The sequence below is a fragment of the Micromonospora sp. NBC_00421 genome (genome assembly GCF_036017915.1).
GTDB lineage: Bacteria > Actinomycetota > Actinomycetes > Mycobacteriales > Micromonosporaceae > Micromonospora.
Genome location: NZ_CP107929.1, coordinates 6,137,023 through 6,161,798, shown reverse-complemented (window position 1 = coordinate 6,161,798; position 24,776 = coordinate 6,137,023). Strand labels below are relative to the sequence as shown.

Annotated in this window: 27 protein-coding genes and 1 tRNA gene; 9 read left to right on the top strand and 19 right to left on the bottom strand. The window is 67.5% G+C overall.

Going from position 1 to position 24,776, the window contains the following annotated elements; translation table 11 throughout:
• Window positions 1–12 precede the first annotated feature (12 nt).
• The 3 genes from OHQ87_RS26375 (at window position 13) to OHQ87_RS26365 (ending at window position 1,954) form a co-directional block, all read left to right on the top strand.
• A complete protein-coding gene (locus tag OHQ87_RS26375) occupies window positions 13–906 on the top strand; it encodes a metallophosphoesterase (RefSeq protein ID WP_328342190.1) in 894 nt (297 codons plus the stop codon).
• Window positions 907–1,117: 211 nt separating this feature from the next.
• Window positions 1,118–1,194, top strand: a tRNA-Pro gene (locus OHQ87_RS26370).
• A gap of 421 nt (window positions 1,195–1,615) precedes the next feature.
• On the top strand, window positions 1,616–1,954 hold the full coding sequence (locus OHQ87_RS26365) for a hypothetical protein (RefSeq protein ID WP_328342188.1): 339 nt from the start codon (window positions 1,616–1,618) through the stop codon (window positions 1,952–1,954).
• Window positions 1,955–2,008: 54 nt separating this feature from the next.
• Here the strand turns inward: OHQ87_RS26365 and OHQ87_RS26360 are convergent, their stop codons facing one another.
• The 12 genes from OHQ87_RS26360 to OHQ87_RS26305 form a co-directional block, all read right to left on the bottom strand.
• Window positions 2,009–3,172, bottom strand: coding sequence for a site-specific integrase (locus OHQ87_RS26360; protein WP_328342186.1), 1,164 nt, complete (start codon window positions 3,170–3,172; stop codon window positions 2,009–2,011).
• A complete protein-coding gene (locus tag OHQ87_RS26355) occupies window positions 3,172–3,378 on the bottom strand; it encodes a helix-turn-helix domain-containing protein (RefSeq protein ID WP_442930606.1) in 207 nt (68 codons plus the stop codon). The genes OHQ87_RS26360 and OHQ87_RS26355 overlap by 1 nt, the downstream gene beginning before the upstream one ends.
• 38 nt (window positions 3,379–3,416) lie before the next feature.
• Entirely contained in the window at window positions 3,417–4,724 is a 1,308-nt protein-coding gene (locus OHQ87_RS26350) for a DUF3631 domain-containing protein (RefSeq protein ID WP_328342184.1), read from the bottom strand.
• A complete protein-coding gene (locus OHQ87_RS26345; RefSeq protein ID WP_328342182.1) occupies window positions 4,721–5,605 on the bottom strand; it encodes a bifunctional DNA primase/polymerase in 885 nt (294 codons plus the stop codon). Before OHQ87_RS26345 ends, OHQ87_RS26350 begins: the two co-directional genes overlap by 4 nt.
• Before the next feature lie 276 nt (window positions 5,606–5,881).
• Window positions 5,882–6,109: a hypothetical protein gene (locus tag OHQ87_RS26340; protein WP_328342180.1), complete on the bottom strand. Its 228-nt coding sequence runs from the start codon at window positions 6,107–6,109 to the stop codon at window positions 5,882–5,884.
• A 181-nt stretch (window positions 6,110–6,290) separates the two neighbouring features.
• Window positions 6,291–8,225, bottom strand: coding sequence for a conjugal transfer protein TraB (locus OHQ87_RS26335; RefSeq protein WP_328342178.1), 1,935 nt, complete (start codon window positions 8,223–8,225; stop codon window positions 6,291–6,293).
• 20 nt (window positions 8,226–8,245) lie between these two features.
• Complete coding sequence (locus OHQ87_RS26330; protein WP_328342176.1) at window positions 8,246–8,623, bottom strand: hypothetical protein; 378 nt, start codon at window positions 8,621–8,623, stop codon at window positions 8,246–8,248.
• Window positions 8,624–8,645: 22 nt separating this feature from the next.
• Window positions 8,646–9,113: a Pycsar system effector family protein gene (locus OHQ87_RS26325; protein ID WP_328342174.1), complete on the bottom strand. Its 468-nt coding sequence runs from the start codon at window positions 9,111–9,113 to the stop codon at window positions 8,646–8,648.
• 92 nt (window positions 9,114–9,205) lie between these two features.
• Window positions 9,206–10,075, bottom strand: a complete 870-nt coding sequence (locus tag OHQ87_RS26320; protein ID WP_328342172.1) for a DUF2637 domain-containing protein — start codon at window positions 10,073–10,075, stop codon at window positions 9,206–9,208.
• Window positions 10,075–10,386: a hypothetical protein gene (locus OHQ87_RS26315; protein WP_328349007.1), complete on the bottom strand. Its 312-nt coding sequence runs from the start codon at window positions 10,384–10,386 to the stop codon at window positions 10,075–10,077. Before OHQ87_RS26315 ends, OHQ87_RS26320 begins: the two co-directional genes overlap by 1 nt.
• A 136-nt stretch (window positions 10,387–10,522) precedes the next feature.
• Window positions 10,523–10,891, bottom strand: a complete 369-nt coding sequence (locus tag OHQ87_RS26310) for an RRQRL motif-containing zinc-binding protein (protein WP_328342170.1) — start codon at window positions 10,889–10,891, stop codon at window positions 10,523–10,525.
• Window positions 10,891–11,136, bottom strand: coding sequence for a DUF6284 family protein (locus OHQ87_RS26305; protein WP_328342168.1), 246 nt, complete (start codon window positions 11,134–11,136; stop codon window positions 10,891–10,893). The genes OHQ87_RS26310 and OHQ87_RS26305 overlap by 1 nt, the downstream gene beginning before the upstream one ends.
• 625 nt (window positions 11,137–11,761) lie before the next feature.
• Here OHQ87_RS26305 and OHQ87_RS26300 point away from each other — a divergent pair.
• The 3 genes from OHQ87_RS26300 to OHQ87_RS26290 all read left to right on the top strand — a co-directional run bounded on the left by OHQ87_RS26300 (window position 11,762) and on the right by OHQ87_RS26290 (window position 14,996).
• Window positions 11,762–12,628 (top strand): GntR family transcriptional regulator, encoded by an 867-nt coding sequence (locus OHQ87_RS26300; protein WP_328342165.1) that lies wholly within the window; start codon window positions 11,762–11,764, stop codon window positions 12,626–12,628.
• On the top strand, window positions 12,625–13,320 hold the full coding sequence (locus tag OHQ87_RS26295) for an HAD family hydrolase (protein ID WP_328342163.1): 696 nt from the start codon (window positions 12,625–12,627) through the stop codon (window positions 13,318–13,320). The genes OHQ87_RS26300 and OHQ87_RS26295 overlap by 4 nt, the downstream gene beginning before the upstream one ends.
• 1,076 nt (window positions 13,321–14,396) lie before the next feature.
• Entirely contained in the window at window positions 14,397–14,996 is a 600-nt protein-coding gene (locus OHQ87_RS26290; RefSeq protein WP_328342161.1) for a hypothetical protein, read from the top strand.
• A gap of 386 nt (window positions 14,997–15,382) precedes the next feature.
• On the opposite strand, the gene OHQ87_RS26285 is transcribed toward OHQ87_RS26290, so the two are convergent.
• Genes OHQ87_RS26285 through OHQ87_RS26275 form a run of 3 tightly spaced genes read right to left on the bottom strand, consistent with a single transcriptional unit; the run spans window position 15,383 to window position 18,353 of the window.
• The gene (locus OHQ87_RS26285; protein ID WP_328342159.1) at window positions 15,383–16,600 is read right to left on the bottom strand and encodes a tyrosine-type recombinase/integrase; all 1,218 of its coding nucleotides are present in this window, start codon (window positions 16,598–16,600) and stop codon (window positions 15,383–15,385) included.
• Entirely contained in the window at window positions 16,600–16,797 is a 198-nt protein-coding gene (locus OHQ87_RS26280; RefSeq protein WP_026269772.1) for an excisionase family DNA-binding protein, read from the bottom strand. Before OHQ87_RS26280 ends, OHQ87_RS26285 begins: the two co-directional genes overlap by 1 nt.
• The gene (locus OHQ87_RS26275) at window positions 16,794–18,353 is read right to left on the bottom strand and encodes a replication initiator (RefSeq protein WP_328342155.1); all 1,560 of its coding nucleotides are present in this window, start codon (window positions 18,351–18,353) and stop codon (window positions 16,794–16,796) included. The genes OHQ87_RS26280 and OHQ87_RS26275 overlap by 4 nt, the downstream gene beginning before the upstream one ends.
• A gap of 1,325 nt (window positions 18,354–19,678) precedes the next feature.
• Here OHQ87_RS26275 and OHQ87_RS31465 point away from each other — a divergent pair.
• Window positions 19,679–20,074, top strand: coding sequence for a DUF4145 domain-containing protein (locus OHQ87_RS31465; protein WP_442930605.1), 396 nt, complete (start codon window positions 19,679–19,681; stop codon window positions 20,072–20,074).
• 628 nt (window positions 20,075–20,702) lie between these two features.
• Here the strand turns inward: OHQ87_RS31465 and OHQ87_RS26270 are convergent.
• The gene (locus tag OHQ87_RS26270) at window positions 20,703–21,251 is read right to left on the bottom strand and encodes a hypothetical protein (RefSeq protein ID WP_328342153.1); all 549 of its coding nucleotides are present in this window, start codon (window positions 21,249–21,251) and stop codon (window positions 20,703–20,705) included.
• 450 nt (window positions 21,252–21,701) lie between these two features.
• Between OHQ87_RS26270 and OHQ87_RS26265 the strand changes: the two genes are divergently transcribed.
• The gene (locus tag OHQ87_RS26265; RefSeq protein ID WP_328342151.1) at window positions 21,702–21,959 is read left to right on the top strand and encodes a hypothetical protein; all 258 of its coding nucleotides are present in this window, start codon (window positions 21,702–21,704) and stop codon (window positions 21,957–21,959) included.
• 457 nt (window positions 21,960–22,416) lie between these two features.
• On the opposite strand, the gene OHQ87_RS26260 is transcribed toward OHQ87_RS26265, so the two are convergent.
• From OHQ87_RS26260 to OHQ87_RS26250, 3 genes are all read right to left on the bottom strand, one after another.
• A complete protein-coding gene (locus tag OHQ87_RS26260; protein WP_328342149.1) occupies window positions 22,417–22,794 on the bottom strand; it encodes a hypothetical protein in 378 nt (125 codons plus the stop codon).
• Between the two features lie 32 nt (window positions 22,795–22,826).
• Window positions 22,827–23,276 (bottom strand): hypothetical protein, encoded by a 450-nt coding sequence (locus OHQ87_RS26255; protein ID WP_328342147.1) that lies wholly within the window; start codon window positions 23,274–23,276, stop codon window positions 22,827–22,829.
• A gap of 234 nt (window positions 23,277–23,510) precedes the next feature.
• On the bottom strand, window positions 23,511–23,921 hold the full coding sequence (locus OHQ87_RS26250; RefSeq protein WP_328342145.1) for a winged helix-turn-helix domain-containing protein: 411 nt from the start codon (window positions 23,919–23,921) through the stop codon (window positions 23,511–23,513).
• Window positions 23,922–24,289: 368 nt separating this feature from the next.
• Here OHQ87_RS26250 and OHQ87_RS26245 point away from each other — a divergent pair, with 368 nt between their 5' ends.
• Entirely contained in the window at window positions 24,290–24,508 is a 219-nt protein-coding gene (locus tag OHQ87_RS26245; RefSeq protein WP_328342143.1) for a flavin reductase, read from the top strand.
• The last annotated feature ends 268 nt before the right edge of the window (window positions 24,509–24,776 follow it).

Here is a 24,776-nt window from a genome sequence, read left to right as displayed (position 1 = left end):
ACCCTGGTCGGCATGCGAAAGCGCACACTATTCGGCCTCGCCGCCGGGACCGTCGCCGCCGGAGCGGCCACCCTGGCGTACGCGTCCCTCGTCGAACGCAACATGTTCACCCTGCGCCGGTACGACGTGCCGGTGCTGCCGGCCGACGCCGAGCCACTGCGCGTGCTACACCTGTCGGACCTGCACATGATGCCCGACCAGCGACGCAAGCAGCAGTGGGTGGCGTCGCTCGCCGCCCTCGACCCGGACCTGGTCGTGGTCACCGGGGACAACATGGCCCACCCCGACGCCGTCCCCGGGGTGTTGCGCGCCCTGCAACCCCTGCTCGACTACCCGGGGGCATTCGTCTTCGGCTCCAACGACTACACCGGGCCGGTCTGGAAGAACCCCTTCACCTACTTCCTGCCGAACCGGGAGTACGCCGAGGGCGCCGCCCTGCCGTACGAGGAACTGCGCGACGTCCTCACCGGCGCCGGCTGGGCGGACCTCAACAACGCCCGCACCTCGGTCAAGGCCGGTGGCCGCCTCCTCGAACTGGTCGGCGTGGACGACCCGCACATCGGGCAGGACGACTACCCCGCCGTCGCCGGCCCGGTCAGCCCCGCCGCCGACCTGTCCATCGCGCTCGCCCACGCCCCGGAACCCGCCCTGCTCGACCAGATGGCCGCTGACGGTTTCGGCCTGCTGCTGGCCGGGCACACCCACGGCGGCCAGGTCTGCGTACCCGGCTACGGCGCGCTGGTCACCAACTGCGGGCTGCCCCGGTCGATGGCGAAGGGCCTGCACCGCTGGCCCGGTTCCGACTCCTGGCTGCACGTCTCGGCCGGCCTCGGCACCCACCCCACCGCCCCGGTCCGCTTCGCCTGCCCCCCCGAAGCCAGCATCCTCACCCTCACCCCCCGCTGACCCGCCCGCTCCATGATCAGGTTGCGGAAATGGAGACGACACGCCGTCACCTCTGCGCAAAAACGCAACCTGATCATGGAACTGGCGGGATGAGCTGGTCAGCGGCGGGGTGGAGCCGGGCTGTGAAGTCACCCCGGCCAGCGGGAGGCCGGGGCCGGGGGTACCGAGTTTGATCGGCGGAGCGGGTGGGCTACTATTTCACCGCACGCCTCGGGGTGTGGCGCAGCTTGGTAGCGCGCTTCGTTCGGGACGAAGAGGTCGTCGGTTCGAATCCGGCCACCCCGACCAGGTAAGAGGGCACATCCGATCGATGGATGTGCCCTCTAGTGCATCCTGAGTGACCAATTGAGTGACTACCGCCCAACGGGTCACGAGGCAAGGCTGCTCTGCCGCCCGCTCCCGGCCGAGGGAGGGCGAACGGCCCCCTGCGGTAACAGGGAGCCGTTCTGTCCGAGGCGTGCACCAGTCCCAGCAGATCGGTCCACCCTCGGCTGCTTTAACGAGAAAATCTTGCACGAGCTACGGGGCAAGTTACCCGCATCACACACCCCATAGTGGCATCCTCCACGTCACGGTCACGAACGTAACTCGTTATCCAGGGCAGAAGAACCCAGACTGCGTCGATCCGGCGGTAACCGGACAGGCGACACCCCCCGGCTGGGAACTTCTCGTCCGAGGTAAGTGTTACTACGACCGGTAGAGAGAGCAGATGGCCCAGAACAGCCCTCGAAAGACAGCTACGCGCGCGACGAAGCCTAGCCCTTCCCGCGTGCCCCTACCCCGGCTCTCCAAGGAGAGGAACCGGAGCGGCAGCCGAACAGGCAGCGAAGATCGTTACCTGCTGACGGCACGTGACCTCCTGATCCTCCTGATCACTTCGGTAGTCGGACTGTTGGCGGCCGTCGTCTCAGGACTGACCGTCGCAATGCAGACCAACGAAGCTCTCGGATTTAGCCCTAGCGTGGCGCTCGGCATCGCCGCAGGCGTTGTCGCCCTCGTCACGACTGCCCTGGTGGTGGCCAACAAGCTTCACAAGCTCGTTCAGTAGCAAGTCGCAAGAAGGGGTGCCCTGTTCTGTTACCGCAGGACAGGGCACCCCGCCTTACCTCTCAGAGGTGATAGCGAAGATGCGGTCCATGGCGACCGCGCCGCTGAGAAGCACGGGCCGGAGCTGGTGCCGGTAGATCTTCTCCGTGACCGTGGTGCCGGAGTGTCCGCAGAGATCGGCGATGTCCTCCAGACTGACGCCGCTGCTGGACAGGACGGACACGAAGCTGTGCCGGAGTTCACGCGGCGTCCAGTCCGCAGCCGTGAGTCCCGCCTTGTTCGCCACCCGGCGGAATGCTCGCCGCACGTTGGCCGCGTCCAGGGCACCGCCGACCACGTTCGCGAACACGAGGTTCCGAGACTGCCAGCCATTCCCGGCCTTCTCTCGCTCTCGGTCCTGCAATGAACGGTGTCGTCGGAGTGCGGTCACGCACCGGAGCGGCAGCGCCAAGGTGCGCCGGGACTTCCTGGTCTTGGTGTCACCACCGGCACGCACCGAGTGCCATACCGAGATGGAGGGCGGCACGGGCGGGTCGGCATCGGGTCGGCCGTCGAGGTCGACGTGTTCCCAGGTGAGCGCCCGTAGTTCCTCGGTCCGCGCACCCGTCAGCAGAGACAGCACGACGTAGGCGTATAGCCGGGTGTCCTCGGCAGCGCTGAGCAGCGTCTTGGCCTGGTCGAGCGTCAGCGACTTCGACGGCCGGCCCTGCTGCCCCTTCGGAGTCGCGCAGAGCGCCACCACGTTTCGCTTGACCTTGTCACGGGCCATAGCCCGGTTCACCACACGATTCAGGCAGGCATGCAGGTCCCGAAGCGTGCGGGTACTCAGCGTCTTGGACTTGTCCGCCAACCATCGGTCGATGTCCTCGGCGCCCAGATCGCGCAGCTTGCGAGCGCCGAGAGCGGGAATGATGTGCCCCCGGCAGAGATACCCGTTCTTGTCGACGGTGCCCTTGGCCACGCCGCTGAGGCCGTACGCTAGCCAGTCATTGACCGCATCGGCAACGGTGAACCCCTGGGGGGCGATGGTCAGGCCGTCTTCGTGGTCGCGCAGCACCTCCTTGAGCTTCGCCTTGGCCTCAGTCTTGGTCTTGCCGCTGCCTCGGCGGACGATGCGCTTCCCGGCGGGGGTGTAGCCGGTGGTGACGGATGCGATCCAGCGTTGACGGGCTTCGTCCCAGTGCAATCCGCCGTCGCCACGGCTTCGACGCTTGCTCATCAGGCGGCAACTCCTTGTGCGGTCTCCCGCTCTAGCAGCGCGACGTATTCGGTGATGGCGGCAGCAGTGATGCGGCGGTCGCTGCCCTGGCGGACGTAGCGGAGTCGACCGGCGCGCATCTCCTGGTAGATGACGGTGCGGCTCATGCTGAGTAGGCCCATGGCTTCGGTGATCCGGTAGAGGGCTTTGCCAGCCGAGGTCTTCACCGACGGGTGTCCTCCCATCGCTGGGCCGAGGCGGTTAGTCATGCCGCACCACCGTTGGCGTGGTTGCGGGGGGTGTCCGTCCCACCCGTCCCACCCGTCCCTGCGCTCGTCAGGGGCGGGACGGCTTGGAGGGCGGGACGGGTTGACCCGTCCCGGTGGGGGTGGTGGTTGGGACGGGTCGTGCCGTCCCACGGGTTGTGCCGTCCCGGGGTTGAGCTGGGCAGGGACGGGTGGGACGGGTGGGACGGCGCGGGTGCGGGGGTGGGGTCGGGCAGGGGGCAATACCGGGTCCACGCGTCGATGAACGCGTGTCGCTGGTAGCCCTTGACCTGGCCGATCGGGGCGGGAAAGCGGATGTTCGCCGAGGTTATGTCGTACTCGCGCAGCAGGGTGCCGAGCTTGACGGCGGTAAGTCCGGCGGGGCCGTAGTCGGCCCAGGGTGCTTCGGGGTCGGCGCGGAGTCGGTCGAGCAGGACGCTGGTCGGGATGGCGTCGAGATCACCGAAGGCGGTGCGGCAGTCCGCGAGGAGCCGGATGCGGTCGGATGCGGCGGCGGTGTCGGTGTGCTCAGTGGTGAGGATGTCGGCGGCTTTGCGGGCGCGGGCGGGCCAGGTGCCGCCCGCCAGGTCGGCAACGGCGATAAGGGGTTCCCAGGTGTCGGCGGCGCGGTCTTCCAGGGGCATGGCGGGTTCGGCGGCTTCCAGGGCAGTCAGGTGTGGGCGTAGCCACGCGGCGAGCTGCTCGGCGAGGGCGCGCAGCGGCGGGCCGTCGCGGCGCATCCGGTACGGGGCGACCTTCTCCCCGGCGGCTCGTCGGCGCATCCGCACGACCACGGCGCGGTCTTCGATGGTGTCGGGCATCGCGCCGATGCCGGCGAGCGCAGCCATGGCGAAGGTGGGGATCTTCTCCAGGCTGCGGGTGTTGTTGTCCCATCGGATGGTGGGCCGGTTGCGCTGGTGACCGGCGTTGAGCAGGCCGCGTAGGTCTTCGTTGGCGTCGGCGTTCTTCCCGCCGAAGATGGTGTCGGCCTCATCGATGAGCAGGGTGGGCGGGTTGTCAGTGCCGATCGCGCGGTAGACGGCGGCCGGCGAGGCGTTGACGGTGATGAGCGGGTTGTGGCAGGTGCTCTCGACTACGTCGAGGAGGCGGGACTTGCCGCAGCGCCGTTCCGGCGCGCGGATGACCAGCCGGGGCGCGTGCGCCCACGCGGCCTGGGCGTGGGTGGCTGCAACCCACAGCGCCACCGCGTCGACTGCCTCGGTGGAGGGCAGGACGACGTAGCGGGTCAGCGCGGCATGAACGGCGTCGAGGATCGCGGCACCGTCGACCTGGTCGGCGTGGCTCATGGGGCAACTCCTTCGTCTCGGAATCCGCCGGTGATGGCACCGCGGATTTCGCGTTCGGTCTGCTGGGCGGCGCGGCCGGTGTCGGTGAGAGCGACAACCGCGTCGGCGTGGCTGATGGCCCCGGCGGCGACCATCCGGGCGACGCCTCGGGCGGCGCCGTAGAGGGTCACGCGGTGGCGTCCCTTGGGGGCGGCGGCGACGGTGGCCAGGATGGAGGCGAGCAACGCGTCAGGGGATGAGATGGCCCCTCCCCCGGGCGTGCGGGTCGACCTGGTCGTGTCGCTGACGGTGCGGGTCGGTGTGGCCTGGCAGGCGTCGAGCAGGGCGGGGGCCATCTCAATCAGGTCGTGTTCGCCGTCAGCCCACCGGTACGGGCGGCCGGTGCGCTGGTGTCTGCTCGGCGGCAGCACCACGTAGCCGCCATCGGCCTTGATGTCGATGCCGTGCCGACCGGGCATCGGCCGGGAGATCACCGAGATTCCGGGGTGCCGGTAGTACAGGTGCAGCCCGTCGGACCCGGTAGCGGCGTAACGAGTGCGGGGTAGGAGTCCTTCGGCGATGAGCGCGGCCATGCTGTTGTGACCACCGTGCCGTGGGTCTACGTCCACGACCACCGTCCCGGACGCGGCCCCGGTGCGCATGGCGAGTTGCCCGCGCGGCACGGCTGCCACGATCGCGGCGACCCGTGCCGGGTCGGTGCTCGCGGCGTAGAAGCCGTGGCAGGTCAGGCACACGCAGCCTTCCCGGTCGTGGTCGGGGCCGGCGTCGGCGCAGGGCTGGCAGTTGGCGACGGGTCGTTTCGAGCGGGCGAGCATGAACACCGGCCACCCGCGACGGGCGTAGGTGAGGGCGGCGGCGACCAGCGGAGACGTGTCGGGCATGGCGCTCCTCTCGGGTTCGTTCAGGGACGTCGATGGGGGCTCGGGCCGTCCGGCCAGGGCGTTGGGGGTGTGGGCCGGGCAGCGTGGCCCTTGCAGGTAGGGGCGGACACCGCCGGGGTGGTGGCAGTAGCGCCGTTCCGTGCCGATCCAGTGCCCGCACCGGGTGCCGTGTAGGAACATCAGGCCGCTCCTTCCCGGGTGCGGCGTGACGATGGCCAGCGCCGGGCGGCACTGGCCATTCGGGGGTGAGAGCGCGAAGCGCGCCGTTCAGAGGTGTTAGCGGTGGGGCCGCAACAGCGCCCAGACCACGAACACGACGACGGCCACGACCACCACGACGGCCAGCAGCCAGCCGCTGAGGTCGCGCAGGAGCCATCCGGTCATGCGGGCGCGGGCGAGGGTGGCGTCGGCGTACCAGGCGACGCGTTCGACGCGACGGCCGAGCGGCACGCCGAGGATCAGGCCGAGTAGCGCGCCCAGGACGAGCGCGGCGACGGTCAGCATGGGGTTCTCCCGGTGGGTATGCGCGGGCAATGTCGGTTACGGGCTGCGATGGCATGAGGGTGGCGGGGGCCGTCCGGACGGTCCGGATGGTGGCGTCCGGACGGCTTCCTACTTGGACCCTGGTGGGGTCGTCCGGACGGTCCGGACCGTCCGGACGACCCCCGGGTGTGGTGACGGTGGGTTACGCCGGTTCGGGGATGCGGATCTTGTAGGTGCCCCGGTCGGTCTTGCGGAGCATGGCGTCGGGGCCGGTGGAGAGTCGGCCGAGTGCCTTGCGTACCCAGTCGCCGGACAGGCCGGTAGCGGCGATGACGTCACCGAGGTCCCCGGGTCGCACGACGTTGACGCCCGCGTCGTGTAGGTCGTGCAGGTGCCCGCGTAGGTGCTCGTACGCCTCATCGGTGCTCATCGCGGGTTGGCGGAGTCCGAGGGGGATGCGGGGCATGCCGGGTGGGATGCGGATCGGTTCGGCGGGGTCGACGTTGTCGGGTGGGTCGTTGGGGTTGATGGCCTGGTTGGGTTCGTCGTCGTGGTCGCTGTCGTTGTCGGTCGGGATGGGCTGCGGGCGGGGGTGGGGTGCCGGGCGCGCTGGCTCCGGGTGGGTGGGGCCGGTGGTGGGTTGTCCGCCGAGGTACGGCGCGACGGCTTGCGTGCGGTGGTCTTCGTTGGCGACGTAGCTGCGGCAGGGCATTGACCAGCGGGTGGTGTCGGTGCCGGGGACCTCGGCGTAGAGGTAGCCCGGCTTGGTGTTCTTCCATGCCCATGGCATTGCCCCGGCGTCGAGGGTGGCCTCGGACAGGGCCATGCCGGCGTCGACGTCTTTGTCGACGCCGAGGCAGATCGATCCGGGGATGTTGGCTCGGGCCGAGGTGGGGAACCGGTCGTGGCTGGCGCGCTGCAACCCGAACACCAGGCTGATGCCGGCGGACCGGGCGGCTTCGGTGAGTTCCGTGACCAGGGGGTTCCCGGCGGCGACTTGGGAGGCTTCGTCGATGATGGCGACGCGGTAGCGGGGGCATTGCCGGCAACCCTTGGTCCACTGCTTGTGGCCGTGTGCGCCGATCTGGCGTGCCCTGCCGGTGATGTCGGTGTAGAGGTCTTCGAGGAGTTCGTTCGTGTCGTCTTCGGTGCCGGCGGTCCGGGCGGCCCCTTGGATGGCCCATGCGGGGAGTTGGTCGAACTTGCGGGGGTCGGCCAGCCACAGTTCGGCGTCGGTGCGGGAGATGACTTCGGCGGCGATGTTGAGGATGACTTCGGTTTTGCCTGCGCCGGACATGCCCACGATCAGGAAGTGCGCCGCGTTCCGCCCGGCGGCGTGGTCGCCTGGCAGCCACAGGGTCAGCGGTTCGCCGTCTTCCATCACCCCGAGCACGATCGGTTCGGCGATGGATCGGCCGGGGGCGGACAGGCCGGGCCAGGGGATCATGGTGCGGAGTTGGTCGACGGGGACGACTTCCAGCCGGCCGCGTCGGGCAGAGTCCGGGTCGGGGATGACCCGCACCGCCGTCTCCGGCACATCCAGCGCGGAGGCGAGCGCGGCCCGGTCGGCGGCGAGTTCCCGCACCGACGTACCCGCTTCCAGGGTCACCGCGGCTGCGGCCTTCGCGCCCTTGATCGTGGGTCGGGCGACGCTGGCGTTCCGCAGACTCTTGACCGCGTCAGCCAGCCCACCACCAGCGGCGGCCGGATCCTCGCCGTCGCCATTGCGCAGCACCCGCACCACCGCCATGGCGATGCTCGCCGTCGGTGCGCCAATCAGCCACATGTCCGACCAGGGCGACGACCAGGGGCCGGCGATCGTCGCGCCGATCGCCCACACCGACCCGGCCACACACGTGGTGGTGGCGACGGCGCGGCGGACGATGCCCCGGGCGGCGGCGGCCCGCCACGTCAACGACGTCAGGGCGGTGCCGGCGAGGGTCAGGCCGGCGGCGGCAGCGCCGATGGAGGTGGGTTGGTCGCCCCATCGCCAGTGGGCCAGGCCGGTAGCGACGGCCAGGCCGACCGACCCGGTCGGGGTGACGAGGTAGGGCCACAACGGCAGCCGCACCGTGTGCACAGCGGCCAGCCCGGACGGGTCGGAGATCCCGCCGTTCTTCGGCATCCGTGACTTCACGACTGTTCCTCCCTTCCTGATCAGGCGGTGAACTTGAAGTCGGGGCGGCGGGTGCCCCGGTAGCCGACCTGCTCCAACTCGGGCATGTAGGCGGTGACGAACCGGTTGTTCGCCGTGATCACGTACTGACTCGCGATCACCAGAGCCTCACTGGCCTGCTGGATCGGCTTGGCGACCTGCCGGGCACGCGCCCGCGCGGTCAAGCCACCGACCACGACGGCTCCACCGCCGACCCGACGCAAGCGGGCGTCCAACTCGCTGGCGGTAATCCCGAGTTCCAGGGCGGCGGCGTGCAGAATTCGGCGGGTGCTCTCGCACCACTCGATCAAAGCGTGGTTATCCGTCAGGGAATCCGCACCGGAGAACAACGTGCGACCCGACGGGCTGGTGTTCGACACGAAACGACTCCTTCGTGATCAGTCAGGCGAGAGTGGCGAGCAGGGCAGTGAGCGCGGTGCCAGCCAGGCCGGCCAGCAGCAGATCTACGGCGGTGCGGACCCGCCGGTACTTGCGGATGGCCGTGCGGGACAGCCACACGAGGTGGTGCGCCCGTTCGGCGGCGGCGGTCAGCGGTGCGGCGGTGGCCTCGGTCATCAGGTCACCCGGCGCAGCAGCCGCGTAGTGGATCAGGCCGTGACCACCGCCCAGGCACGGGCGGACCGCACCGGCCAGCAGTCCCACCGCCGTGCCGACCAGGGCGACGGTGGTGACCCCGGCGGCCAGCGCGGGGCCGGGCAGGTCAGTGCGGGCGAGGATCGCCACGCCGACCGTCACGGCCGCACCGGCGACGGCCATCAACGTGGACGCTTTGGTGTCGGCGCGCGCCAGCTCGGCGCGGACTTCGGCGATCCGGTCGGTGAACCACGCCGGGTCGGGTACTGGCACCATCAGAGATGCCCTCCTCTCACATGGGGGTTGGGTGACCGGACCGGCGGCACAGCACGGGTTTCCAGGCCATGGGGCTGTGCCGCCGGGCGGGGTCAGGAACGGCTGCGGCGGCTGGTCACCAGCAGCGCAGCGGACGCCATCACCATCAGCCCGTCGACAGCGAGAGGGCCGATGGCGATGGTGAGCGGGTCCTCACCGAAGTGGGCCAGCAGCCCGGACAGGTGCCGGTAGGACACAACGGCGGCGACCACCGCGACCGGCAGCACACCGGCCACCCGGGCGAACACCGAACTCACTCCGTCGCCCCAGGGGATGCGCGTCAGGATCTCCACCGTCACGAACAGAGCGACCGGCCAGAACACCGACAACGCCACCGCCAGCGGCGACGGGGACCACCCCGGGTCCGGTGCCCAACCGGCGGGCGTGCCGTCGGCCGGCTTCGGCAGGTAGGTGTGGGCCACGTTCGCCGCGATCGACACCACCCCGCCCAGGATCACCCCGACGTACGCCCACCCCCGGCCCGTCGGACGGCCGGCGGTCCGGGTGGTGGTGATGTTGGAACCCGGGTCTACGGCGGGTGCTGCCTGCCCCGACGCGACGTCGGGTGCCTCGGGCATGTCCGGGGCCGGGGCCGGGGCGGGCGGGGTGGGCGGGGTGGGCGGCACCGGGGCTGTGAGCGCGTCCGGCGCGGGCGGGTCGGCGTCCGGGTGCGGGTCCAGGTCGACCGGTGGCCCGTCGGCGGCGTCCGGGGCGGGGGTGCTGCCGGTCGGGGTGGTGGCCGGGTCGACCGGGGGGCGGGTCAGCCGGTCGATAATGGCGTCCGCCTTCGGACCACCCACCCGCAACTCGGTCTTGATCCGGTTCCGCGACGGGACCGTGCCGAGACGGGCGACCAGGGCGTGCGCCTCGGGCATCAACTCGTCCACCGTTCGGGGGTAGATGCTCAGCGTCGGCGCGGTCATCAGGCCACCGCCAACGCGGCGAGCCGGTCAGCCGTCGACGAGTCGAGCGGTTCGACAGGGTCGGTGTACTCGGTGGCGCTGGCGTAGAACTCCCAGCCGTGCCACGTCGGATAGGCGTTCATCGACCGGTACGGGCGACCGTCGTCGGTGGTGCCGTCGTGCTCGCCGACCAGCATGTCCGGGTCGTCGAGTCCAGCCAGATGCAGCCACGACTTCAGGGCGGCGACGCTGTCGAAGGTGACCGACAGCGACACGCCCGGGGTGTGAACCCGGATGAAGGCCGGGTCGGCCAGCAGAATCAGTTCGGCCATCACGGCGCGGCGGGTCTTACGGACGGTCATCGCAGCGTCTCCTTCACGGTCGGGGTGGCGCTGTTGAGGGCGTGGGCCAGGGCGAACGGGGCGAGCATCACCAGCGGCCCGCCCAGCAGGATCAGGAACAGCCAGATCACGAGGGGACTCCTTCGAAGCAGTCAAGGCACTCGTTCAGCGAGCGCGGGATGTAGTAGGGCTGCACCCGCTCGCAGATGCGGCAGGTACGGCGAGCGGTCAGCGCGGCGCGGACGGCGCGGAGCTGGGCAGGGGTGGCGGTGCGCTTCGGTCGGGCCAGATCAACCCGGTACAGGTACGCGGCGCGGATGCCGCCGACACCACGCCAGAGCACCTGAGCAGCGATCGGCTGCCCGGCAGGCCGCAGGCCTGCGGCACGGAGTTGACGGCGGGTGGCGTAACCGGGCGGGGCACCCTGCCACCAGTAGGTAGGGATGCCGAACCGCTTGCCGTCCGGATCGTGGAAGGCGGCCCGGATGCGGGGCATCAGGCGACCCGGAACGCGGCCTGCCCGGTGGCCGGTCGCCCGGCCATCTCGGCGGCGACGCGGGTGACGCGGGCTTCGGCCCGGCGCAACCTGCGCCAGTCCAACGGCGACGGGCCGCCCCGGTCGTCGGCGTAGAACAGGCTGATCTCAGCGTCGAGCACGTCCAACTCAGCGGCGATCAACGGCCACTCGGCGTCAATCGCGGCCAGGTCAACCGGGGTCGGCTCCATCTCGGCGGGGGTCACTTCGATCGGTTCCTCTCGGTACGGCGAGAACGCACCGGCTGCGGGCAAGCCCGGCAGGAGTTCTCGTCAGGGGCCAGCGGAGCGAGCGCCCCGCACGCCGTGCAGGTACGCCAGGTAGCGCGGCTCTTGGTCGTGACACGCACACACGTAGCAATCACGGACATAGCGGGATCACCTCTCCCACAGGGGTAGGTCAGGTTGGGTAGACAGGGCGGTCCGGGCGTCACACGGACCAGCAGCAGAGCGCCGGGGCCGGGGGCCGCGCCAGGACAGCGCGACCCCACCCACGACGGGGGATCAGAGGCAGAAGCAACCGCGCGCCAAGATCAGCCCACTCGGTCCGCTCGCTCGGGATCTACCGAGGTCGGCCACCATGTGGATCAAGGCGGACATGCCGCAGACGGATCAAACGCGGCGCTTCTGCTGTGAAGTTCTCAATGAACGACCACACGAGCGGCCCGTGGGCGTGCGGCGCGGCGCGCGCCAACCTTCCCCGACTTCCGTTCGGCTTGCCCTGCCTGGCTAGCCAGGTCGGACGTTGATGAACCTAAGCTGGCTTGGCTAGTCAGGTCAAGGGGGTGCGGCGAACTTTCCTGACTTGGCTAGTCAGCGCTACCGTGAGGGGGTGAGCGAGAACCTTGACTTCCTCGGCGAACTGGACCCCGACGACCCCAAACAGGCTTCGCAGCAGATCGCGAACAAGCTGCGAGCGGCCATCCTCACGCGTCGACTCGCGCCCGGTGACAAGCTGCCGTCACAACCCGACCTAGCCGCCCGGTACGGCGTTGCGCGGGAGACAGTCAAGCGAGCCTTAGACCTGCTCCGCGCGGAACGGCTGATCGTGTCCCGGCAGGGCAGCGGCGCGTTCGTCCGGGCGCAGACACAGCGAGCCGTAGAGCTGCGGCCACACATCGAAGCCGCATTCGAGAGGCCGCACGTCACCATCGACTTCGCCGGGTTCTCGGGCGAGACGTTGCGAGACGCGCTTGCCGAAGCGCTCGACAAGGTGCGGGTGGGCAGGCTCGCGCCGGAGACGATCGCGGTACGGGTGCTGATCTCTGACATGACGATGCCCATGGCGCTGCCCGCTCGGGCTGAGACTCAGGCGGATGATCCGGCGGTGCGAGAGCGAGCCGAGCGCATCACGCGCCGGGCGGCAGACGGCATCATCGACCAAGTGGCCGAGTTGGGCGACCTCGGCCTGATCCGATCGACCACCGTAGAGGTACGGGTGCATCGAGCGTCGCCCTTGTTCAAGCTCTACATCTTGAACGGCGAAGAGGTCTTCTACGGCTTCTATCCTGTAGTCGAGCGCACCGTCTCGATCAAGGGTGAGCCCATGGCGATCTACGACCTAATGGGCAAGGACGTGCCGCTATTCCACTACGCGGTGACCGATGACGACGCCTCCCACGGCACGCAGTTCGTGGAAGCGTCCCGCCAGTGGTTCGACTCCGTGTGGTCGACCATCGCCTACCGGTACGACGCATGAACGCCGACCTTGACCGGTTACTAGCCGGGGTCGGCGCGCTGCTGCTCGACTTCGACGGCCCAGTGTGCAGCGTCTTCGCCGGCTACCCGGCGCCGCAGGTTGCCGCCGAGTTGGTCGACGTCCTTCGAAAGCACAGCGTCGACGTGCCGCCCGACCTGGCCGGCGAACCAGACCCGCTAGAGGTGCTACGCCGCGTCGGCGCAACCAGCGGCCAGGACGTCACGCGGGCGGTAGAGGACGCACTCTGCGCAGCCGAGCGCCGCGCCGTCGAGACTGCCGAACCCACGCCGTACGGCCGGGAAGTCATCGTGGCAGCCCGGCAGGCCGGCATCCCGGTGGCAGTGGTCAGCAACAACTCAGCCGGTGCGGTGGGTGCCTACCTGGCAGCTCATCGGCTAGCCAGCTGCGTATCGCCAGTAGTCGGCCGGGCATACTCCGCTCCGGATTACATGAAGCCCAATCCGGCACCTATCCTGCAAGCCGTCCGAGTCCTCGGCGAACAGCCGCGTCGATGCGTTCTGATCGGTGACTCACTTTCCGACATTGAGGGATCGAGGGCGGCCGGTGTTCGGGTGGTTGGGTATGCGAATCGACAGGCCAAGATTGAGGAATTCCAAGCCGCCTCGGCGGATGTGGTAATCACAGACATGATAGAGATAGCCGAGGTTCTGATCAAACGTATTGGCGGATAACGTCCCGTGACGCTACTTGTATCGATTATCACGCCAGAGTTCGCGCTGCATGTCAGTGATCGCTTGGTGACAACTAGACGAGGGAGGAGCTATAGGCCGCATGACACGGCAGCCAACAAGGCAATACTCTTTCAAGCGAGTAATGCAACTGTAACGCTCGGGTATACGGGTATCGCTCACATAAAGGGCGAGCCGACCGACGTATGGATCAGCAGGATTTTGGACCCCGGCTATCACCATGAGGGCACTCGCTTTGGCCACCGAGGCCATGAACGAGACCTGGGGTGGTATCTAATCCGCCTCAGGGAAGCAATTGATCAACATTACCTAAAGGCAACGCACGGCGCCCCCCTTACCGTCCAGGTGGTAGGCCAACAGCGCGTTCGAAGGTTAGCTTCACGGCCGGTCTTCTATCGACTTGACCACACTGGCCGGAGGGGCGATAGCACTAGACTGTTCCATGCCGAAACTCGACCGATGACCTGGAAGCGAGACAAGTTTTATGTATTCGCGAATGGGGATCTGACATCGAGACCCGAGCAAGACATTCAGCAACGAATAAGCGCCTTGAAGCCTGGCACTTTCCACACGGTCGAGGTACTTGAGAAGATCGCGGTATCCGCGATTAGAAGAGCAAGTGATTTATGTTCAACAATTGGCTCCGATTGCATGTCTGTTCAGTTAAGGTCCCTGGAAGGTCGAATCAACATCAAGTATTTGCCCGCAACCCCTCTTTCTGATTATGATGTGTATACTCCATTCATTCTTTTTCCGAATGTGACTGCCACCCCCCTCGTGATGCGGGGAGGTTTGACCGATATCCATTGGGGTGGCTTGCATCCGATTACGTTCGAGCGCGCAAATTCTTCTCCCGTTTTTGACTATGGTGGACTTTCCCGGCAGCGTCGACCCGGCTGGCGGGGCTAGGGACTGTGATCGGCCGGGACACCCGGCCTTCTGCTGCGGTGATCGTCGGGGCTGCAAGTTGGGCTAAGCCACTACAGAGCACAGAGTCACTTGCCGGCGGCTACAACTACGGCCGCGAGGCTGTTGCAGGAGCGGCCTAGCCTGACCACGTGATCGCACCCGCAACGATGGCCTATCTTGCCACCCGGCCGTGGGAACTGGGCGACGTGGCAACGTGGATCGGCGCACTGGCCAACGTCGCCACCGTCATCCTCGCCCTGGCTGCGGCCATGGTCGGATACCGCGTGTACAAGGTCGAGTCTGGGCGCGACGCCCGAGCCGAGCTAGACCGCCGGGAACGAAGGGCGGACGAGAGGCGTAGTCAGGCGTCTCTCGTCGCGGTCTGGTACGGCCGCAGCACGACAGCCAGGCAGGTGGTAGCGGGCCTATCGGGCTGGGTTGTCTACGACTGGGGTGCCTGGATCGTGAATGCCTCCGAATCACCGATTTACGACGCAGTTGTCAGATTCTATCGGCCTAACCCCGAAAAGACATCTTGGCTTAGCCGACCGATCAAGGTCGTGCCGCCGTATCGCGGAGAACTGATTGTGAATGTCAACGACATCGCCCCCGATGACCTCACCGACGATGAGCGGCATGACGGGCTTGTCGTCAGCCTTGAGTTCCGCGACGCCGCAGGTCGGTACTGGCTACGCGATCGAAGCGGCTACCTTCACGAACTGCCACACTCACGGCCCGGCATCGAGTGATGTAGCCGCCGGTGCGGAAGCCCTTGTGCCCAATGCATGCCGAAGTCGACCGTTCGTACCCATCTCGGCTGGCATCAGACCAGCTCAATGACTAGATGCGGCCGGAAGAGGCATCTCCCTCCGGAGGCGGGCGCGCAAGATCCTTGACTGCGTGACCAACTGAGTGACAACCGGCCCGCACGTCGGCGGACTCTGGCGAACGATGATGGACTATCTGCCGAGGTGAAGTGAAGCCCTTCCACTGCTGAAGGATTCATGATCATTCGTTCGGGACGAAGAGGTCGTCGGTTCGAATCCGGCCACCCCGACAGAGGTCAGAGGGCACATCCGATCCATGGATGTGCCCTCTAGTGCTTCTGTACAGCAGTGAAGTACAGCAGCAGCGGTCAGCGCAGGCTCTCGCCCAAGCGCTTGAGGGCGTCGCGGGTGGCGTCCGAGGACGCCTGCGAATAGATCTCCATCGTCACCGACACCTCGGCGTGCCGGAGCACCTGCATGATGACGCGCGGGTGCACGTCCAGGTCGACGAGCAGCGTCGCGCAGGTACGCCGCGCATCGTGCACGGTGATCTTCCTGACTCCGGCCCGGGCGCAGCGGGCATCCCAGGAACGGTTGAAGTTGCGCGGCTCGACCGGCGTTCCGTAGCGGGTGGTGAACAGCAGCCGGGAGCCCTGCCAGGCGATGCCCGCCTCATCACGGTCGGCCTTCCTCGCCTGCTGGCGGAGGTCGAGTGCCGCCGCACAGATGTCCGGCAGCGGGAGCGTGGCGTCCGAGGTCTGCGTCTTGGTCTCCCGGTGCAGCAGTTGGCCGCCGACCCGCTGCAACTGCCAGCCGATCGACAGCTCCCCCGCCGCCAGGTCGACGGCGTCCCCGGTGAGGCCGAGCACCTCACCCTTGCGCAGGCCGAGCACCAGGATCAGCACGTACGCGGCGTACAACGGATCGCGGTCGGCCCGCGCGGACTCCAGGAAGCGACGCGCCTCGTCACTGGTCCACGCCCGGCCCCTGCGGCGGCGGACCGGTGGGAGCTTGACCAGGGCGGCGGCGTTGCGGGTGACCAGTTCCTCGGTGGCCGCATGGTTGAGCGCCGAGCGCAGCACGCCCCGGACGTCCTTGACCGTGCGGGCGGACGGCACGTCAATGCAGCACCGGCCGAGCGCGCAGCAGCGCCTCTTGAGTTCCGGGCGGCGGGCGTCCTTGCCCTGGGCGCAGCACTGGCAGGCGCGGGCCACCTCGTTGATCCAGGTCTGCACGTCGCGCACCTGGAGCCGGTCGAGCCGCTTCCCGCCGAGGCCGGGGATCACGTACAGCCGGAGGATCGTCTCGTAGGTGGCGCAGGTCAGCGGCGCGAGGTTGGGCCGCACGACCTCCCGGTGCCAGTAGGTCAGGTAGTCACCAAGGCTCGGCACCCGGGTAGCGACCGGCCCCGCCTTGGCCTGCTGGTGCAGCTTGATCCACTTGTCGTGGACGGCCTCCCGGGTCGGGCCGTAGACATACTTGCGGGTCCGCTTCCCGTCGGGCTTGGTGACCCAGACGTACGCGGCGAAGCCGTTGCGGTACGGGAAGATCGAGCCTTCGCCGTTGGCGCGGGTGCGTCCGGGCATCAGGCGGCCTCCTGCCGCTGGACCTGCTCGCGGACGTACTCGTCGACCCACTCGGGCAGGACGCGGCGGTACTTGCCGTCCTTGATGGAGCGCAGCTCGCCGGTGGCGATCTTCATCTTGACCTTGGACAGACCGAAGCCGAGCAGGACGGCGACCTCGGCAGGCGAGTACCAGCGTGGGGTGAGGTGCCGGGTCATGCCGCCACCCCCGACCACGCCTCGTGGGCGAGTTCTTCCCGGCCGATGCGCTGGCGTTCGCGGCGTTGGGCGGCGGCGGTGTTGGCGAGCAGGGCGTCGCCGTCGGTCAGCCAGCCGGAGCCGACGAAGGCCAGCGTGCCCACGGTGACCGTGCCGGCGGTGTCGTCGCTGTTAGCGGTGCCGGTGTGCTCGGTGCGGCGGTAGGCGGCGCGGGTGTCGCGGAGCAGGCCGAAGGTGACCGAGTAGCGGCGGGCCTTGGTGAGGAAGTGGCCGCCGTAGCCGAGCATGTGCGCCCATCGGCGCAGCCCGGCGTACTCGTTCGATGTGGTGTCAAGGTCGCCTTGACGGTCTTCTGTCTTCCCGGCTGTCCGGGTGACGTGGTGCCGGGTGGGGCGGCCGAGTCGCCAGCAGGCGTCGATGAGGCGGGCGAGGTGGTCGCCTTCCGGGTCGGCGTAGGCGTCGACGGTGTCCGGGGTGAGCCGGGTGGAGCAGTGGCCGGTGACCTCGGTGGACTTCGTGGCGTACTTGGCGAGGTAGGCGGCCACCTTCCCGTCGGTCACGTCGCCGTCGCTGACGCCGATGCGGCGTACGTCGATCTGCTCACCCCAGGCGACCTGCCAGCCCTGCGGGCGGTCGGGATGGGGCGGGGTGGTGACGGTGATCTGTCGGGTGGCGGCGTGGACGGCGGCGTCGAGGTCGTCGACGGTGATGCCGGCCGGCGGCGGTACCAGGGCGTGCCGGTCGTCGGGGTCGATGCCGTCGAGGCGCAGCAGGACGTGGAAGTGCACCGCGCCCCGGCGTTGCATCTCGGCGACCTTGCCGTGGGACACCCGCACCGGAGGCACCCGCCGGATTCGGCCGGAGTCGGTGGAGACCTGGACGTGGGGGATGCCGCGTCGGCGGCACACGGCGGTGAGGTGGCGTTCGATGGCCTGTTTCGTGCGTCGCCACAGCTCGCCCGAGGAGTAGTTCCAGATGACCTGGTGGTCGTGGTCGCAGCAGTCCAGGCAGAGCGGTCGACCGAGCTGCGGGTCGTCGGCGTCGTGGCGGGTGAAGCAGGCCGCGGGCCGCCCGTGTGGGCAGGTGCCGGCGGTGCTCCGGGCGCGGCAGGGTGCGGGACGGCAGTCGCAGCGCCGCCGGTGGGTGCAGGTGTGCCGGGGGATGTGCCGGTGGTGCACCGGGCCGAAGGATGGGGCGGTGAAGGTGGCGAAGACGACCGGGTGCGCGTTGACTGTGGCGGGGATGGACTTGCCGCCGGTCAGGCCGCAGCGGACGACCTGGAAGGCGTCACCGGCGTAGACCCAGGCGCAGTCCGGGCACTGGGCGGCACGGCGGTTGCCGCACGCCTTGTAGATCGTCCGGTCGGGCAGCTCGTCGGTGTGCTGCGCGGCTAGGACGCGTCCGGTGCCGGGTTCGACGGTGGTGAGGGTGCCGGTCAGGCGGATCGGGCGGGTGCAGCCTCCGGCAGCGCGGGTGTGCTCCAGCCAGCCGAAGTAGTCCGGGGCGGCGGCGCGGTGCAGGGCCTGGGCGTCACGGCCGGCGGTGAGGGTGGACACGGCTTTCTCCTCAAGGGGTGGCAGGGGACGGGCGACGAACTGCCACCGGACGCCGGAGCGGTGTCCGTTGGTGGTGTTCGTGGTGTCTCCTGGCACCGCCGGAGAGGGCGGCTCACGCCGGAGGGCGGGTGCAGGCCATCGACCTTGGACCGCCGTGGAGCTGGGTTCTATGGATCTTGGGTGATGCCGGGACGGGTGGGGTGCCTGGTCGTCGGCTTCCGGTGGTTGCCGCAGGCGATCCCCATCCGTCGAGGTGCGTGAATCCGAGGGCCATCGTGGACGGCGGGAAGGCCGTGCTGGGCCGCTCAGTGGATTCCGGGTCGGCGCAGTGGCCGGTGCGATCGAGAGCCTGCGGGACGTGACCCGCGTTAGCGGCAGGAAGGCCGCTGGGCAACTCCGAAGTCGAGTGCAGCGATCCGGCGGAAAGGCCGCGCTGACGTGCTCGACGAGGGCCAGAGTAGCACCGGGTACGGACACGTCAACCCGCCGTGAACCCGCAGAGCGGCCGACTGCCGACCGGTGTGGGAGGACTTTCTGTACGTCTATCAAGGCGGCCCTGAACGGGCCGCACGCGCCGCCGCCTGGGCGCGCGCCCGTCGCTCCGCTGTCGCTCCGACTCCGGTCACGCAACACGCCCGGCGGCTGGCGCGGAGGGCGGGTAGCCCGGTGAGCCGCCGGATGACGACAGGTCGTTTCCCGGTGGTGTGGTGGGCCGGCAGCCGGCCGGGCCCGCGCGGCCAGCAGTCCGCGCGGCGTAGGGGAGCGCACGCCGGGTCCGTCGGCGGCTGGCGGACGAGTGGCGGGGTTGCGGTTACTGCGCCTCCGGCGGGGGCGCTCCGGCTCCAGGATGGCCGGGGGTCCGTCGGCGGCTTGCGGTCCGTGGGTGGTGGCGGTGGGGAGCCATCCCGCCCGCCGTCGACCCGGGCGAGCCGAGCAGACCACCGCCCGACCCGCCAGCGTCCGTACGGGCGTCAAGGTCGTCTTGACGTGGCGGGCCGGGCGGCGGCCCGCTCCACAGAAGTGCGGGTCGACGGCAGACGGGATGGCATTGACCATGAGCGGAGATGATGGTTGGTGCTCCCGGAGCACTCAGGTAGGGTACACCTGTGGTAGGACACAATGGAATTGCGCACTTTTCGGGCTCGGCGCGCGATGTCAGAATTGAGCATGTCTCTCACGAGAACGCGGTAGTCGTTTACCGGTGCCCTCATTGCGGAAGTCAGACAAACGCCGCAGTAATTGCGTACACTTTGGAGCAATCCAACCTCGTAGCTTGGTCCCGCTGCCTTGGCTGCCACAAGGGTGTGGTTCACAACGGGGACATCATGTCGCCCGCTACTCTTGCGGGCGAGGCTGTTGAAGGTCTTCCGACTGAGGTTGGGGCTGCCTACCTGGAGGCGCGAGAGACGGCCGGCTCGGGAGCCTTTACGTCATGTGAACTCATGTGCCGAAAGATTCTCATGCATATCGCCGTTGACAAGGGCGCGCAGGAAGGCAAGACATTCGTCGAGTATTTAGACCATTTGACAACGACTGGCTATATTACTCCCCCAATGCGTCCTTGGCTTGATCTCATAAGGACGCATGGCAACCTGTCTACTCATCGCCTAGAGGCAGCCAGCAAAGAAAGAGCATTGAATACGCTCGCATTCACCACGCAGCTGCTAAGGCTTGTTTACGAGATGGAACATCGGGCGCAATCCCATGTGACCGGTCCTTAGGGGCGCTGAGAGTGGACCCTTGGGCTGGTTGACTAACTGGGTGATAACAGGTGCGGAGGGTGTCGGACGCCCATGGACGCTGATGGGTCGTTCGTACAGGTCAGCCCTGACGCTCGCGCAGCTCATCGATGGCTGATCATTCCTTCACACCGAAGGCGTCGACTGACTTGCCCTGGAGAGATGGCGAGTATCAGAGGTGGTCACTCCAGGCCGGTCCCGAAGGGCAACGGATGCAGTCATCGAGGCGGCATACGTCGATCAGGGCGCGGTGACGCAGCCCGGCCCCGGGACAGCCCGGCTCCTCGCACGTGCCCGTATCGTCCTCATGCAGCAGCACGGTCCCCTCGCACCGTACGGGGATCGGGGTTCCATCGGCCATACGGCCCATTCATGGCTCCTTGCATGGGGAGGGGCGTGTAGATTCTCCCAGGGCTGGGGCGTGCCCGTTGCATGCCCGACAGTCGGGTCAACAGGGGTCAGCAACGGGGAGTTCCCTGCCCGGACTCTTACTCGCTTGCTCGACGACGAGCCCTATCACCAGCAGGTTCACGATGGCCTGCTTAGCGATCAAGACACTTCCCAAGCTGACAGTGGACATCTTCAGGCTGTCGACGCTCGCGGCCCGCTGCTACGCTTCTGGCTGCCCGCAGTAGGGCTGGCCACGCTTACCGTCCCGAGTGACCATGAGAGATGATTCGTGAGTTGCTCCAGGCGGGAGTGCTTGTGCCCAGTAGTCGCTGGGCTTGCCGTCTGCTGCTCTCTCAACCCGGATTCCGGTCAGAAAGGATGAGGTTTCTTGGTCAACTAGGAAGACGACAACACGGAAGCGCTGGTTCACGTCGCTTTCGCCGCCGAACGTGTCCGTCGCGCGCCATCGGCTGTTGTCGTCGTAGGTGGCTTTCGCGAAGCTGTATCTTCCATCTGAAGAGATGTGGGCCATCCACAGCGTCTTGCCCTTGATGCGGGGAGCGGAGCCCTGCAGCGTGGCACACCTTGACAGCGTTCCTGACTCGGGAACGTCGATTTGAATCTTCTGTCGATCCTCGCTCGCAGTGCCGGGAATCTTCAAGTCGAAGACGTCTCTTGCAAGCGCACCGATAGCAACGATCAGTGCCACGAGTTCGATCCAGGCGACAGTGCGCGCCGAAAGCAACCCGCGCGTGCGTGGTGTGGTCACGGTGTGACTGTAGGCCTGGCCTGCAAGCCTTGTGCCTGGCGAGAGATAACGACCCGCCGGTTGCCGCTAGACCGTTCCTAAACCGCGCGCTCGGAGCTGGCGACAGCAGCGAGCCAGGACCGGGACAGCCGCCGGCGGCGGCACGTGGACGACAACTGCCCGAGGTCGCAGACGTGGAGGGACTCCGCTGAACGAAGCGCCCAGAACTTACAAGCGAGGGATCTTCATGCACCGCCCTGTCGGACTTACGACAGGCTCGGCTTGGTCCCTGACGAGTTGACCCCCCGCTAGGTTGGCCTGATGGACAGTGCCCCGCTTGACCATCCGGACGTTCGACTACTGCTCGATCTGCTTGCAATGGCTCCGCCTGCTCGTCACCTCGGCCGGAGCGAGTTCTGGGCAGACTATGCACGTGCTCACCCGAGAGCGTGGTCGGACGAGTCCTACATTATGGAGAAGCTCGACATCTGGCCGCGCATGCTTCGGGAGCGGAACGGCTGGTCTGACGTGCTACGGCTCGCGGCCTATTGTCTCATGTTCTTCGACGTTGAGGAGCACGAGAAGCTTTGCGTGATGATGGACGAGGCCGCCGGGGCCGAGTTGGCGCCGTCCCAGCCTGGCGCAGTGGGCCGGCGATGGCTTCGGTCGATCAACGAGGTTGCGTGGCGGCTGTACGTTACAGCGGAGTCCCGGCAGCGGCACCGGTAATGAGTGACGATCAGCGCGAGCGAAACGAGCTAGTCGTATGACGCAGAGTCAGCCTGCTTGTGTAGGTGAGCTGGTAGACGCGCTGCCGATTGATGCCAGCCACGGCTAATAGTGAACTGGTGGGCGTGCCGTACGAGCCGATAAGCTTGGGCCCGACCGTCATCCAGGCCCCCACTTGATCTCAGATTCGGCCTCAATTTGCTCTCGGGTAATGATGCCTCCACCAGTTGCACAGGCGTAAGTCGACAGGATGCGGGCACCAGCCAGGTGTCGCCATTCTCGGCTGTGCAGTGAAGCCATAGGCGGATCGGGCGCGTATACCTATGCCACTCCTCGCTGGTCGCGGCCTCCATCCAGAGGGTGGCATCTGCGCCAGCGTACAAGCGAAACTGCTTGGTCTTGAGCGGGCTTTCGAACTGTTCGGACATCGGATCCCACTGGTAAGGACCCGGATCTTCTAAGTCGGAGTCACTACCAAACTTGCGGTGTCGGATAGAGGCAACGACGTCGACCCAAGCGAGCGACTTCGAGTCGATAAAGGTAACGCTGCAAGCAGCAAGCCGGCGTTTTCGACCAGCCCCTCCGCTTCGACGAGGAACTCCGGGCGATTGTCGGCGTGCCATCGCGCTTTCTCAATCACCGTCAGAGCCTTGTTCGACTCTGCTGCGTTGACTGAAGTCCGCCAAGCAAAGAATGCAATGATTGCAGCAATCACCGCGATCAGCGAGCTGCTGATGGAGCCGATCGCGCTGACAACATCTGGACTCACAAGGTCGTACAGTAGCTGGTCAGGCCGCATGTCCATCCTTCGCTGCCAGAGTCGCGCAGCGATCATGGCCGATTCCATCCTGAGAAGAGGTCCATCCGCTAGTCACTCGTCAGCTCTCGACCACGCTGGAGTGCTTCGTACTCAGCGGTCGACGGTGCTTGGGCGATGTAGCCCTGTGACACGACCATCTGGCGCAAGCTGTAAGCCCGGTTGACGTTACCCGTCTCGGACTCGCTGACCCGTAGAAGCACGTAGTCAGATGGGCCGCCGTCCTTCAGCTCATCGACAGCTTGAGAAAGCTCCGCTGGCTCCGTGACAAGCTGAACACCGTAGACCTGAGTCCCGCCATGCATCCAGCCCCGCATGGTCCGCTCACGGTTCAGGCGAAGCTCCTTCGTCTGCTCCTCAGCGTGCTCCTTCTCAGCCTGTTGCCGAGCTCGCCAGTCTGCCCAAGCTGAGCGACTGCCGAGCAAAGCTATTACGCCGAGAACGACAGCAATGAGGCCGCTGACTGCATCGCCGAGGCTGCCTAGATCATCGATCGTCACGGTCGTTGAAGGTATCGGGTCAGCGCAACCAGTCTGTTCGGCAAGTAACGCCCAAGGCTTGTAAGCGAGGCATCAGGCGGGACCGAGGCAGCGAGAAGGCAGCGCGACCATCAAATCAAGGCCGGTTCCAAGGGGCACTCGACGGCGGCCATCGCCTGCTCGCCGACGCGGATCGAGGGCGGTCGACAGCGGCCGACACTTTGGTACCTCATCCCCCGGCGGGGTTCCCCAAAGTTAAGGGAGGTCAGCGACCACGCGGATGCGATCGGCGGCGTACAGCTCGCGGGAGCCGTCGGCGCGGAAGATCACGATGACCGGGATGCCCTCACCCATCTCCAGTTCGCGTCGCTCGGCGGGGGTAGGCATCCGGGCGGTAGCGGTGTCGCCCTTGAGGAGAGTCACCGTTTCGGTCGGCTCGATGGCGCGGACGAACGTGCCACGCGGTGGTTCCACGATGACGAGCCCTTCCGACCGGAGCAGTGCTACCGCTTGTCGGACGCTCGTGCGACTCAGCCCGTACTCCTGAGCCAACCGCAGCTCGCTGGGCAGTGAAGCCCCAGGCGCGAGGGCACCAGAGGTGATCCGGTCTCGCAGAAGGTCTGCGAGCTGCCGGAACACGGCGCGATCCGCACTCGGGTCGATCACGAAAGTGACGCTACGTGTCCAACAGTTCTACATCTTATTGTATCTACAGTCCTACGTCGTTACGGTGACAAGAGCCGTGGCGTTGACCCCAGAGGCCGGCCCGGCACCCGACCACCAGGACAACCGAGGGGAGAACCAGTGCCTCGCGTCTCGTACGAGGAGTACCTGACAGCCGTCGCGCTCACCCTGTCGAGACGACACCGACCGGTCTGGTCCTGGAAGCGATGGCGGATGGTCTGCCGATGCGGTAGCGAGCTGCCCTGCCACGCCACACACCGGATTCCGATCGGCCGAGACCACTGGCCCTCTGAACACAGCCAGGCCGTGGCCCCACCATCCGATCAACCGGCCACCCGGGAGACACCGCGATGACCACACACCTTCCGCTCACCCCGGACTGGACCTGCGGCGGCTGCAATACCGAATGGCCCTGTCACACCCGCCGTCAGGAGTTGCGAGCGGAGTACGACCGCGCCCCGGTGTCGCTGGCCCTCTACCTGGCCGCCCAGTTCGTCGACGCCGCCCAGGACCTGGCCCATATCCCCGCAGGCACCCTGCACTACCGATTCCTCGGCTGGATGCGATGAGGATCCACCGACTCGGTGCAGGCAGCTCATCCGACGCCAGCAGTACAGCAGCGAAGTACAGCAACCCAGCCCACCGAACCCGACCCGAGGCGACCCCAGCAGGCCGGATGACCTCGGATGACACCCGATCCACCCGGCCCGCCGCCAGTTCGGGACGAAGAGGTCGCCGGTTCGAATCCGGCCGCCCCGACCGAGGTCAGGGGCCACTCTCCATCGATGAGAGTGGCCCCTGATGCATTCGTAGGTAGATGTAGTAACTGCTGCGGCA